Annotated in this window: 14 protein-coding genes; 7 read left to right on the plus strand and 7 right to left on the minus strand. The window is 31.7% G+C overall.

Translation table 11 applies throughout. The features are described from left to right. Positions 1-79: 79 nt before the first annotated feature. The 5 genes from thrS (at position 80) to FUA26_RS12335 (ending at position 4241) form a co-directional block, all read left to right on the plus strand. Positions 80-2014 carry a threonine--tRNA ligase gene (gene thrS, locus FUA26_RS12315; RefSeq protein ID WP_147136537.1) on the plus strand — a complete coding sequence of 645 codons (1935 nt, stop codon included), beginning with the start codon at positions 80-82 and terminating at the stop codon, positions 2012-2014. 32 nt (positions 2015-2046) lie between these two features. Beyond that, entirely contained in the window at positions 2047-2592 is a 546-nt protein-coding gene (gene infC / locus FUA26_RS12320) for a translation initiation factor IF-3 (RefSeq protein WP_262712134.1), read from the plus strand. A 60-nt stretch (positions 2593-2652) separates the two neighbouring features. Further along, positions 2653-2850 carry a 50S ribosomal protein L35 gene (gene rpmI, locus FUA26_RS12325; protein ID WP_019388182.1) on the plus strand — a complete coding sequence of 66 codons (198 nt, stop codon included), beginning with the start codon at positions 2653-2655 and terminating at the stop codon, positions 2848-2850. A 131-nt stretch (positions 2851-2981) separates the two neighbouring features. Continuing rightward, the gene (gene rplT / locus FUA26_RS12330; RefSeq protein ID WP_147136542.1) at positions 2982-3326 is read left to right on the plus strand and encodes a 50S ribosomal protein L20; all 345 of its coding nucleotides are present in this window, start codon (positions 2982-2984) and stop codon (positions 3324-3326) included. A gap of 111 nt (positions 3327-3437) precedes the next feature. After that, positions 3438-4241, plus strand: coding sequence for an HAD family hydrolase (locus tag FUA26_RS12335; RefSeq protein WP_147136545.1), 804 nt, complete (start codon positions 3438-3440; stop codon positions 4239-4241). Here the strand turns inward: FUA26_RS12335 and FUA26_RS12340 are convergent. Next, positions 4238-4660, minus strand: a complete 423-nt coding sequence (locus tag FUA26_RS12340; RefSeq protein ID WP_147136548.1) for a secondary thiamine-phosphate synthase enzyme YjbQ — start codon at positions 4658-4660, stop codon at positions 4238-4240. The genes FUA26_RS12335 and FUA26_RS12340 overlap by 4 nt on opposite strands. 89 nt (positions 4661-4749) lie before the next feature. Here FUA26_RS12340 and FUA26_RS12345 point away from each other — a divergent pair, with 89 nt between their 5' ends. Next, a complete protein-coding gene (locus FUA26_RS12345) occupies positions 4750-5208 on the plus strand; it encodes a hypothetical protein (RefSeq protein ID WP_147136551.1) in 459 nt (152 codons plus the stop codon). A 2-nt stretch (positions 5209-5210) separates the two neighbouring features. Here the strand turns inward: FUA26_RS12345 and FUA26_RS12350 are convergent, their stop codons facing one another. From FUA26_RS12350 to tgt, 6 genes are all read right to left on the minus strand, one after another. After that, a complete protein-coding gene (locus FUA26_RS12350) occupies positions 5211-6395 on the minus strand; it encodes an asparagine synthetase B (protein ID WP_147137309.1) in 1185 nt (394 codons plus the stop codon). Positions 6396-6591: 196 nt separating this feature from the next. Then, positions 6592-8133: a replicative DNA helicase gene (dnaB, locus tag FUA26_RS12355; protein ID WP_147136555.1), complete on the minus strand. Its 1542-nt coding sequence runs from the start codon at positions 8131-8133 to the stop codon at positions 6592-6594. 168 nt (positions 8134-8301) lie between these two features. Further along, positions 8302-9255 (minus strand): acetyl-CoA carboxylase carboxyltransferase subunit alpha, encoded by a 954-nt coding sequence (locus FUA26_RS12360; RefSeq protein ID WP_147136558.1) that lies wholly within the window; start codon positions 9253-9255, stop codon positions 8302-8304. A 69-nt stretch (positions 9256-9324) separates the two neighbouring features. Next, complete coding sequence (locus FUA26_RS12365; RefSeq protein WP_147136561.1) at positions 9325-10221, minus strand: DMT family transporter; 897 nt, start codon at positions 10219-10221, stop codon at positions 9325-9327. Beyond that, a complete protein-coding gene (locus tag FUA26_RS12370) occupies positions 10208-11284 on the minus strand; it encodes an LptF/LptG family permease (RefSeq protein WP_147136564.1) in 1077 nt (358 codons plus the stop codon). Before FUA26_RS12370 ends, FUA26_RS12365 begins: the two co-directional genes overlap by 14 nt. 44 nt (positions 11285-11328) lie before the next feature. Then, positions 11329-12459: a tRNA guanosine(34) transglycosylase Tgt gene (tgt, locus tag FUA26_RS12375; protein WP_147136567.1), complete on the minus strand. Its 1131-nt coding sequence runs from the start codon at positions 12457-12459 to the stop codon at positions 11329-11331. Between the two features lie 202 nt (positions 12460-12661). Between tgt and FUA26_RS12380 the strand changes: the two genes are divergently transcribed. After that, on the plus strand, positions 12662-13255 hold the full coding sequence (locus tag FUA26_RS12380) for an outer membrane beta-barrel protein (protein WP_147136569.1): 594 nt from the start codon (positions 12662-12664) through the stop codon (positions 13253-13255). Positions 13256-13274: the final 19 nt, after the last annotated feature.

A 13274-nucleotide genomic window follows, 5' to 3' on the forward strand; every position in this document is an offset into this window, starting at 1 on the left:
AAGTAAAAATTATACATATATATATATTGTATGTGTTTGTTTATACTATTATATTTGTGACTTATTTTAATTTTATTTCATGATAGATATTACTTTACCAGATGGTAGTGTAAAAACGTTTGAAGAAAACGTTACACCAATGGATGTTGCTAAGAGTATTAGCGAAGGTTTGGCTAGAAATGTTATTTCGGCAAGTTTTAATGGTACAACTATTGAAACCTCTACCCCATTAACCACCAATGGCGCTTTAGTATTGTACACCTGGAAAGATGATGAGGGTAAAACAGCCTTTTGGCACTCATCGGCACACGTATTAGCTCAAGCTATTGAAGAATTGTATCCTGGTGTTAAACTTACCATTGGGCCTGCTATTGAGAATGGCTTTTATTATGATGTTGATTTTGGCGAGCATGTAGTATCTGAAAAAGATTTTAAAACTATTGAGAATAAAATGTTAGAGATTGCTCGTGGTAAACACGATTTTAAAATGCGATCTGTAACTAAAGCAGAAGCTTTAGCTTTATATAAAGACAATGTTTTTAAAACTGAACTTATTGAAAATTTAGAAGATGGTGCCATTACGTTTTGTGACCATAGCTCTTTTACTGATTTATGTAGAGGTGGCCACATACCAAATACTGGTATTATAAAAGCAGTAAAAGTTTTAAGCGTTGCCGGTGCGTATTGGCGCGGTGATGAAAACAAACCGCAATTAACACGTGTTTACGGTATTTCTTTCCCTAAACAAAAAGAATTAACTGAATATTTAAATTTATTAGAAGAAGCTAAAAAACGCGATCATAGAAAACTTGGTAAAGAGCTTGAGCTTTTTACGTTTTCGCAAAAAGTTGGCCAAGGTTTACCTTTATGGTTACCAAAAGGAGCTGCTTTACGTGAGCGTTTAGAAAACTTTTTAAAAGCTGCACAAAAAAAAGCTGGCTATGAAATGGTGGTTACGCCACATATTGGGCAAAAAGAACTTTATGTAACTTCAGGCCATTATGCTAAATATGGCGAAGATAGTTTCCAACCAATTACCACACCTAAAGAAGATGAAGAGTTTTTATTAAAACCAATGAACTGCCCACACCATTGTGAAATATACAATAGTGCGCAATGGAGTTATAAAGATTTACCTATTAGATATGCTGAATTTGGCACCGTTTATAGATATGAACAAAGTGGTGAGTTACACGGCTTAACACGTGTTAGAGGCTTTACGCAAGATGATGCGCATATTTTTTGTACACCAGACCAGTTAGACCAAGAGTTTAAAAACGTTATAGATTTAGTTTTATACGTATTTGGCTCTTTAGGTTTTGAAAACTTTACAGCACAGGTTTCAGTAAGGGATCTAAAAAATCCCGACAAATATATAGGTGATGTTGCCAACTGGGAAAAAGCAGAACAAGCCATAATTAATGCCGCCTCTGATAAAGGTTTAGATTATATAGTTGAAGAAGGTGAAGCTGCCTTTTATGGTCCTAAATTAGATTTTATGGTTAAAGATGCTTTAGGTAGAAAATGGCAACTTGGTACCATACAAGTTGATTACAATTTACCTGAACGTTTTGATTTATCATATAAAGGTAGTGATAATGAGTTACACCGCCCTATTATGATACACAGAGCACCTTTTGGAAGCCTTGAACGTTTTGTAGCAATATTGCTTGAACACACTGGTGGAAATTTCCCATTATGGTTAATGCCAACACAATGTATGATATTGTCGCTCAGCGAGAAATATGAAAAATACTCAGAAAAAGTTTTAAATTTGCTAGAAAATAACGAAATTCGCGCCCTTGTAGACCATAGAAATGAAACTATAGGCAAGAAAATCAGGGAATCTGAAATGAAAAAATTCCCGTATATGCTTATAATAGGTGAGCAAGAAGAAAAAGAAAATAAAGTTACAGTACGTAAACATGGTGGTGAAGATTTAGGTATGATGAGTATTGAAACTTTTTCAAGCATTATAAACGAAGAGATCAATAAAACGTTAAAATCGTTCTAAAAAAATAAAGTTTAATTAAAAAAATATAAGCCATAGCAATTAGAAGAAGAAGACAGCCTCAAAGAGTTGTTAAAGAAGACAAACACAGAATCAACTCTAAAATAACATCACCAAAAGTACGCCTTGTTGGTGATAATGTTGAAGTTGGTATTTACAATACGCGCCAAGCCTTAGGAATGGCAGAAGAACAAGGTTTTGATCTTGTAGAAATTTCGCCAAAAGCTGATCCGCCCGTATGTAAAATTATGGATTATAAAAAGTTTCTTTATGAACAAAAGAAACGAGACAAGGCTTTAAAAGCTAAAGCCAGTAAAGTTGTAGTTAAAGAAATTAGATTTGGTCCGCAAACTGATGATCATGACTATGAGTTTAAAAAGAAGCATGCAGAAAAGTTCTTAAAAGAAGGTGCAAAATTAAAAGCATTTGTGTTTTTTAAAGGACGATCAATAATATTTAAAGAGCAAGGTCAAATTTTACTCTTACGTTTAGCTCAAGATTTAGAAGAGTTAGGCAAAGTAGAACAAATGCCAAAATTAGAAGGTAAACGTATGACTATGTTTATTGCTCCTAAAAAATAATACTGGCTCATATTCAGTAAAAAAATAATTAAGCGAAATAATTAAAACTAGGAAAAGAAAATGCCTAAAATGAAGACAAAGTCTAGTGCTAAAAAACGTTTTAAATTAACGGGCACTGGCAAAATTAAAAGAAAGCACGCTTTTAAAAGTCACATCTTAACAAAGAAGTCTAAAAAGCGTAAGCTTGCGTTAACCCATGATACATTAGTACATAAGGCTGACGAAGATAATATTAAAACAATGTTACGTTTAAAGTAACAAACGTTTTAATTGGTTAAAACAAATTGTAAAACCCTGGAGTGTGGCTCATTTAATTTAAAACTATAAGTTTTAGAAAAAATACCAAAGCGTTTATTTATAAACCGCCCACTACAAAAAACTTAAAAATTATGCCAAGATCAGTAAATTCTGTAGCTAAAAGAGCTAGAAGAAAAAAGATTATTAAACAAGCAAAAGGTTACTTTGGAAGACGTAAAAACGTTTGGACAGTAGCTAAAAATGCGGTTGATAGAGCGATGCAATATTCGTACAGAGACCGCAAAGCAAAAAAGAGAACTTTCCGTGCTTTATGGATTACGCGTATTAACGCAGGAGCTAGAGAACACGGTTTATCTTATTCTCAATTTATGGGGAAATTAAAAGCTAATGATATTGAATTAAACCGTAAGGTTTTAGCAGATTTAGCTATGAATAACCCTGAAGCTTTTAAAGCTGTAGTTGAAAAAGTAAAATAAGGCGCTTAGCCTATTGTAAAACATATATTTCGCTTAATTTAAAAAATCCAACTTAACGTAAGTTGGATTTTTTTTATTAAATATTCTAACAATAAACTCATATTATTTTTAATGAATTTATCTCAAGTAAAACTTATTGTAAGTGACATGGATGGTACACTTTTAAACTCTAACCATGAAGTTAGTAGTTTATTTTTAGAACAATTTAAAAGCCTTAAACAAAACAATATAAAATTTGTTGCCGCCAGTGGTCGCCCTTATTACAGTATAGTTAACAAGTTAGAAACTATAAAAAATGATATAATTATAGTAGCTGAAAATGGTGGTTTAGTTATAGAAAACGATAAGCAACTACTTTCTACCCCAATAAATACCAACAATATTTATGATTTAGAACAAATTATAGATGCTAATAACCATATTCACGCTGTTTTTTGCACAAAAAGTAAAGGATACTTTAAGAGTAATTCTTTTGGTTACATACCAGTATTATCAGAATACTACCCAACATTTAAAGTAATAGATAGTGTTAATGAAATTGAAGAAGATATTATGAAAATTGCCATTTATCATTCTGAAGATTCAGAAAAGTATATTTATCCGTTAGTAAAACATTTTGAAAGTAATTACGCTATTAAAATATCTGGAAAAAATTGGTTAGATATATCTGATAGTTTAGCTAATAAAGGGCATGCTATAAAAATGCTACAAGAAAAGTATAACATTTCAGAAAATGAAACTATGGTTTTTGGTGATTATAACAACGATTTAGAAATGCTAAAAATAGCTAAATTTAGTTATGCTATGCAAAACGCCCACAAAAATGTAAAACTAATTGCTAATTATGAAACCAAAAGCAATGATGAATTGGGTGTTGAATTTATTATAGACAAACTACTAAAAGCTAAACTTTAATTGCCAAAGGCAGTAACTACAACTGTTCTGCTGCTTGCAAAATCTCTATGTTCGCATAAATAAATACCTTGCCAAATGCCTAAATTTAACTCACCATTTGTAATTGGCACTAGTACTGACGCACCAAGTAATGAGGCTTTTATATGCGCAGGCATATCATCTGCTCCTTCATAAGTATGTTTATAATACGGTGCATTTTCAGGAACCATTTTATTAAAATGGCTTTCAAAATCGGTTCTTACCGTATAATCTGCATTCTCGTTTATTGTTAAACTAGCCGAAGTATGCTTAATAAATACCTGCAATTGCCCAACGTTTATATTTTTAATTTCGGGTAATATATTTAATACATCATCTGTAATTAAATGAAAACCTCTTTGAAAAGGTTTAAGTGCTGTTTCTCTTTGAAAAAATTTCATTATTCTTTTTTTATCTCAATAAAAATAATTTAATCTTTTTACGCAACCTTTATCATTAAATACTATCTTATAAAAAAGATAAAAATATTATGAAGAAATTAGTTTTTTTAGTACTATCTATTATTTTAATTAACGTAACAAGCTGTAGTTTGAGTGATGACAGCAATAATAATGAGCCCGTTATTATTACAATTAATGAATGGAACATGATAAATGTAACTGGTGGCGTATCTGGTGTTGATCATGATTTCCAAATTGGAGATATTGTTTGGGTTTTTGACAATAATAATAGCATACTAAACATTAACAACAATAACGAAAATGCTGATTTAGAAGATGGTTTAGATTCTGGTAATTACAATTTATTTTTTCATGAGCATAATGAAGATTTATTTTTAATTGTTGAAGGCGTAGAATTTGGTGAAATTAAAATATCTGGTGATGATAATGATGACATGACCATTGACCAAAACAGCTTATCTACTGGAACAGGAAGTGATGGCTATGTGTATACATTTAAAAGAACTACCAGAACAGTTGAACTGTAATTTTAAGTTTTCTGTTTTTTCTTTTTAGCTGCAGGAAATAAAACATTATTTAAAATAAGTCTGTATCCGGGAGATGTTGGATGCAAATCTAATTCAGTTTTGGCATCGCCTACTCTATGTTGGTAATCTTCCGGATCATGACCGCCATAAAAAGTAAAGAAACCTTTCCCTTTAATACCGTGTATGTACTTTGCTTCGCCATTAATTTTGGTTTCACCCATAACTAATACGTTAGATTTTATTTCATTTCTTGTGAATGATGTGGTTTGCCCCATAAAACCTTTTACTAATGCTGTATGATTTTGACATAGCATGGTTGGAATTGGATCCCATTTTGCAGAAAATTCCATTAATGAAAAGTAATCGGTTGTTTTTGATACATTTCGTTTTCTAGTCATATCTATTGAAGAAAATTCATAAACCAATGGGCTTCTTTCTAAAATAAAATTTTTGAAAGCAAATGTTTTATTGTAATTTATTTTGCTTTGGTAAGCAGCCTCACTACCATCACCATCAAACATTGGTTCACAAATATCAATACCTTCAGCAGCTAAAGCAATATCAAAACTATCTGTTGCGCTACACATGGCAAACATAAAGCCACCGCCTACAACATAATCTCTTATTTTTAAAGCTACATCTAGTTTTTGTTCAGATACTTTACTGTAACCAAGTTTTGCAGCTAGTGCTTCGGCAGATTTTTTTTCTTCAATATACCATGAAGCTGCCCTGTAAGCACCATAAAATTTACCGTATTGCCCAGTAAAATCTTCGTGGTGTAGGTGCAACCAATCATAAAGAAGCAAATTATCATTTAGCACTTCTTCATCATAAACAGTTTCATAAGGAATTTCGGCATACTTTAAAACCATGGTTACAGCGTCATCCCATGGTTGCTTTCCTTTAGGTGTGTAAACTGCAATTTTAGGTGCTTTTTCTAAAACAACAGCTTCCATGTTTTTGCTTGGGCTACTAATATCTTGTAAAATGGTTTCTGCTTTAGTGTTTGAAATAATTTCAAAAGAAACGCCTCTAATTTGACATTCTTTTTGAATAGCATCAGTATCTGGTAATAAAAATGAACCACCTCTGTAGTTTAATAACCATTTTACTTTTAATTCTTTATTAAGCACCCAATAGGTTATACCATAGGCTTTTAAATGATTTTTTTGTGTATCTGCATCCATTGGTACAAGTATGTACGATGCAAATGTGCTAAACGTAGTAAAAAAACATAATAAAAATAAAGGTATCTTTTTCAAAATTTGGGCTACTTTTAACTGTTTCTGATTTAAACAGAAACATGGGTATTTGTAAGTTGAAAGATACTTAAAATTATTTTTAACCTATAAGTTTTAACAGAAGTTAAATACAATTATTTCTTTAAAATGGCACTTCGTCATCATTATCATTGTTAAATGAACTGCCAAAAGCTTGGTCTGGTGAGGCTGTAAAACCTTCCGATTTAAAAGTATCATCATTAGCCGCAGCATTCATTTTTGAGTGAAATTCAAAAGGCGAATCAAAATCTTCTAAATTATCAAACTTACCTAAATGCCCTAAGAATTTAAGTCTAATATTTTCTAAACCACCATTACGGTGTTTTGCAATAATAAACTCTGCTTGCCCTTCGGTTGGCGAGCGTTCTTCATCATCCCATTCATCAATTTTATAATATTCTGGTCTGTAAATAAAACTTACAATATCGGCATCTTGCTCAATAGCTCCAGATTCACGTAAATCTGAAAGTAAAGGGCGCTTACTGCCTCCACGAGTTTCAACCGCACGCGATAACTGCGATAGTGCAATTACTGGTACATTTAACTCTTTTGCTAAAGCTTTTAGGTTTCTAGAAATCATTGATATTTCTTGCTCTCTATTGCCTCCGTGGCTATTACCACCCGTCATTAACTGCAAATAATCAATCATTATAAGTTTTATACCATGTTGTGATGATAAACGACGTGCTTTTGCTCTTAAATCGAAAATTGAAAGAGATGGTGTATCATCAATAAACAATGGGGCTTTTTCTAAACCTTTTACTTTTACATTTAATTGCTCCCACTCATGCTTTTCTAATTTACCGGTACGTAATTTTTCTGATGACAAGCCTGTTTCACTAGAAATTAAACGCGTAATTAACTGTACTGACGCCATCTCTAATGAGAAAAAAGCTACTGGAATGTTTTGATCTACCGCAATATTTCTAGCCATAGATAAAGTTAAAGCTGTTTTACCCATACCAGGACGTGCCGCAACAATGATTAAATCAGATGGTTGCCAACCAGATGTAAGCTTATCTAATTTTGTAAAACCAGTAGGTATACCACTTAAGCCTTCTTTATTTGAAATTTCTTCAATTTTCTTTTTTGCTTGAATAACCAACTCTTGTGCAGACTCACTAGATTTTTTTATGTTACCTTGAGTTACCTCATAAAGTTTAGATTCTGCTTTATCTAACAAATCAAAAACATCTTTGGTTTCATCATACGAATCTTCAATAATTTCATTTGAAATTTTGATTAAGCTACGCTGAATAAACTTTTGAAGAATAATTCTTGCATGAAACTCAATATGAGCTGATGATGATACTTTTTGTGTTAATGAAATGAGATAAAAATCGCCTCCAACCATTTCTAATTTTGCATTCTTTTTTAATTGCGTAGAAACGGTTAATAAGTCTATAGGTTCACTATTTTCAAACAACTGAAAAACAGCCTCAAAAATATATTGATGGGCCTCTTTATAAAAAGCTTCAGGACTTAAAATATCAATAACTTCATCAACACCCTTTTTATCAATCATCATAGCACCTAACACAACTTCCTCTAAATCAATTGCTTGAGGTGGTATTTTACCCTTTTCTAGGTTAATTAAGGTGCTTTTATCTACTTTATATCCTTGGATTTGGTTAGGCTGTTTCATAACTACGAAAGTAACTAAAAAGTTAGTGCCATTTACAATTAGGCAACATTGGGTTTTTAACTAACAGTTAACAATTTAACTGTTAATAACTTAAAAAAATTGTGGATAAGCTCAAAAAAAAACCTGAAGCATAAGCTTCAGATTTTGTATCATGTGGTTTTAAAAGGATTAGCCTTTAAACACACCCATATTTTCATATTTATCCATACGTTTAGAAACTAAATCTTTTGGTGATAAGTTTTTTAACGCTTCATAAGTTTTTACTATGGTGCTACTTACAGTGGCAAATGTTTTTTCTCTATCGCGGTGTGCTCCCCCAAGAGGTTCTTTTATAATATCATCAACCACTTTTATTTTTTTAGCATCACTGGCAGTAAGTTTAAGTGCTTCGGCAGCTTGTTCTTTATACTCCCAACTACGCCATAAAATAGATGAACAATTTTCTGGAGAAATTACAGAGTACCAAGCGTTTTCTAGCATTAACACTTTGTCTCCTACACCAATACCTAGAGCACCACCAGAAGCACCTTCGCCAATAACAATGGTAATAATTGGCACTTGTAATCTGGCCATTTCAAGTATATTTCTAGCAATGGCTTCACCTTGTCCGCGCTCTTCAGCTTCTAAACCAGGATATGCACCAGGAGTATCAATTAAAGTTACAACAGGAATACCAAATTTTTCGGCAGATTTCATTAAGCGTAATGCTTTACGGTACCCTTCAGGGTTTGCCATTCCAAAATTACGATACTGTCTTGTTTTGGTATTATATCCTTTTTGCTGACCAATAAACATAAATGTTTGGTCTCCAATTTTACCTAAACCGCCTACCATAGCTTTGTCGTCTTTTACATTTCTATCACCATGTAATTCTAAAAACGTATCTCCACAAATGGCTTTAATATAATCTAACGTATATGGTCTATTTGGGTGCCTAGATAGTTGTACCCTTTGCCAAGGTGTTAGGTTTTTATATATGTCTTTTTGTGCGTTGGCTAATTTTTTTTCTATTTGAGAGCAAGTTTCAGTTACATCAACTTCACTTTCTTCTCCTATTACTTTACATTTTAGTAATTGCTCTTCTAGTTCTTTTATTGGAAGTTCAAATTCTAAATATTCCATAAGAATTTTATTTAATGCTATTAACTTAAAGTTAGGCTACAAATATAAAAACTTAAACTTGTTTAACACCTAAGTTTGTTTTCTTTTTAATTTTCTTGAATTTTTAAGTGCTGCATTTAGTAAAACTGTTGTAAGTATAACAAGGGCTCCGTAGTAAAAATTAGGTGTCATTTTTTCTGTTTCTGGAAACAAAATAACCGCTAATATTATACCATAAACAGGCTCTAAATTATATGACAACACTACAGTGTATGGGCTTATAACCTTCATTACGTACACGGCTGCTATAAATGCATAAGCTGTACATACTGAAGCTAATATGAATAAATATATAAAATCGTTTTTTGATATATTGAAAAAATTTGCCGTAAAACCATCAGTAAACAAAGCTATATATACACTTATAAAAAACACACCACTTAAAAACTCATAAAACGAAATGGCGGTGGCCGAATGTTGCTTTAAAAAACTACCATTTAATACCGCAAATAATGAAGATAAAAAGGCGGATGAAATTCCTAAAATAATACCATTTATATACTTTATTTCGCTTTGCGTGATGATAAAAACACCTGTAATAACTAATATACCAAGCAAAATTTCATACCAAATTAGCTTGCGTTTATAAACTATAGGCTCAATAATTGAAGCAAAAAAAGCACCTGTTGAAAACATTGATAAAGCAATGGATATATTGGCTGCATCAATAGCGGCAAAAAACGTAATCCAATGGGCGGCAATTACTATACCGGCTAATGCTAATTTTAAAATAGATTTAGGCTTTACCCGAAGCTTTATTTTAGCTAATTTAATGTATACAAACATTAAAATTGAAGCCATTAACATTCTGTACCATACTAAAGGTATTGCAGAAATGGTAATAACTTCTCCTAAAATAGCGGTAAAACCTGCAATAAAAACTAAAATATGTAAGTGCAGGTAATTTTTAAATTTAACGCTTGGCATTGTAAAGTAAGTAAATAGATAAGATACCAAAAATTACATTAGGAAACCATACGGCTACTAACGGAGGAAAATCGGATTGTTCTGCCATAACGCCAAAAACCTTATCAAAAAACACAAAAACCATAGCTATACATATACCTAAAGCTAAGTTAACACCCATACCACCACGCCTTTTAATTGACGATACAGCCACAGCTATTATTGTTAAAATAAATACTGAAACTGGTAAACTCCATTTGCGATAAAGTACTAATTTAAAGCGCCCAACGTTTGATGAGCCTCTGGCCTCTTCACTGTCAATAAAGCGTTTTAAATCTCCGTATGATTTTGTTTCGGCAGCATAAATTACTGGTATTAAATCATCAACTTTAAAATCAAAAAGCGTGTCTTTTGTTCGTTCAGATTCTATACGATCTTCGTTTTCTAAAATATAGCGTTTAGTATAATCTATTAGCCTATATACAGAGTCTTTTTCAATATACCGTATGGTATTTGCTGTAATTTTATAGGCTAGTTTGTTATCTTCAAAATGTTCTAAAGTAAAATTATTTCCGTAGTTATTTTTCACATCATAACTACTAACATAAATAATATCATTATCATTAACTTGCCTAAAAACATTGGTGTTTTCAACAGCCTTTTTACCTTTTTTTAAATATTTATAGCTAAAATTATTGAAGCCTTCGCTTGCTTTAGGTGCTAAAAACATACCTAATAGTAAAGAGAATAATGCAACAATAACTGCACCAATTATATAAGGCCTTAAAAAGCGCATAAAGGATACACCCGAACTTAAAAATGCAACAATTTCAGTATTATTAGCCAATTTTGAAGTAAACCAAATAACGGATAAAAATAAAAATAACGGAAATAGTAAATGTGCAAAGTAAATAGTAAAATCTAAAAAATAAAGTAACACTTCAGATATTGGTGCTTCACTATCTAAAATTTTACCAATTTTTTCGGCTAAGTGCACTGTTATTCCAATAGGAACAAACAGTAATAACATCATAGAAAATGTTAGTAAATAGCGTTTTAGTATGTACCAATCTAATATTTTCATCCTTTAAAACTTCATATTATTATTGAAGTATTTTTGGGTTACCTTTAAAGTCTTTTATCCATTTGTTTAACCATGGTATTTTTCCATGTATTAAAATCTCCGGCTAATATATGCTTTCTTGCTTCTCTAACCAACCACAAATAAAAACCTAGGTTATGTATGGTTGCTATTTGCTTCCCTAATAACTCATTAACCGAAAACAAATGACGTAAATAAGCTTTACTATACTCTGTATCAACAAAGGTTATACCCATTTCATCAATTGGAGAAAAATCATCTTCCCACTTTTTGTTTTTAATATTTATGGTACCATGAGCTGTAAACAACATACCGTTTCTGGCATTACGTGTTGGCATAACACAATCAAACATGTCTACACCTAACGCTATATTTTCTAAAATATTGATTGGTGTACCAACGCCCATTAAATAACGAGGTTTATCTTCTGGTAAAATATTACAAACAACATCGGTCATGGCGTACATTTCTTCGGCAGGCTCACCTACTGATAAACCTCCAATGGCATTACCAACGGCTCCTGCATTTGCAATATATTCAGCCGATTGAATACGTAAATCTTTATATGTACTTCCCTGCACTATTGGAAAAAACGCTTGGTTATAGCCGTATTTTAAAGGTGTTTTTTCTAAATGAGCTATACACCTATCTAACCAACGGTGTGTCATGTGCATTGAGCGTTTTGCGTAGTTATAATCGCATGGGTAAGGTGTGCATTCATCAAAAGCCATAATAATATCGGCACCTATACTACGCTGAATTTCCATAACATTTTCTGGTGTAAATGTGTGATAACTACCATCAATATGGCTTTTAAATTTAACACCTTCTTCTTTAATTTTTCTGTTAGCTGAAAGTGAATATACTTGGTAGCCTCCAGAATCGGTTAAAATATTTCGGTCCCAATTCATAAATTTATGAAGACCGCCGGCTTGTTCTAAAATTTTAGTTTGCGGACGCAAGTATAAATGATAAGTATTACCTAAAATAATATCAGGGTTTATATCATTTTTAAGTTCACGCTGGTGCACACCTTTAACGGTTGCAACTGTGCCAACGGGCATAAATATTGGTGTTTGAATAACCCCATGATCTGTAGTTATTTCTCCTGCTCTTGCTTTACTTTTGGGGTCTTGTGCTTTTAATGTAAACTTCATTTTATACTTTGTATTCAGTTGGCAAACCTACATATTTTTTTTTTCTAAAATTATATTTTAACGTATTATAACTATTGTGAAGCTTTAATTTTACTAGCTATTAATTATTTTATAATGTATATTTTGAATACCTAATTAGAAAATAAATTAGTTTTGGCAACGTTTTTGTTATTGTTAAGCAAATCTTAAAAAACGAACAATTATGAAATTTTTAAAAAAAGAAGTTTTAGCACTATTGGTAATTGTAATTTCATCGGCTACTTGTATAGCTCAAACTGCTACAGGTTTTGGTTTAAAAGGCGGGTTAAATTATAATGCTAATGGTAAGTATTTTGAATCTATTAGTAATAACTCTAAAAACCCAGACCGCAATATTGGCTACCACATTGGTGTGTTTGGTAAAATTGGTGAGAAAATTTACTTTAAACCTGAGGTTGTTTACACCAGTACTAAAAGTGATTATAATGATGATGACTTTAGCATGCAAAAACTTGATGCTCCGTTACTTGTTGGTGCAAAAGTTTTAGGCCCTATTAGTGTTTTTGGAGGGCCTTCATTTCAGTATATTTTAGATACTGAATTTGATGGTGTTACTATTAAAGATGTTGAAAATGATTTTTCTGTAGGCCTTAACTTTGGTATTGGTTTAAACTTTAATAAAGTGGGTATAGATGTAAGGTACGAACGTGGTTTTAATAAAAACGAAGCTACATTTTTACAAAACAATAGTATTAATGCTGATAGGTTAGATACTAGGCCAGATCAATTAATTTTAAGTTTATCTATAATTTTATAATACATACATTATTAAAAAC

Source organism: Seonamhaeicola algicola (assembly GCF_007997385.1).
GTDB classification, from domain to species: domain Bacteria; phylum Bacteroidota; class Bacteroidia; order Flavobacteriales; family Flavobacteriaceae; genus Seonamhaeicola; species Seonamhaeicola algicola.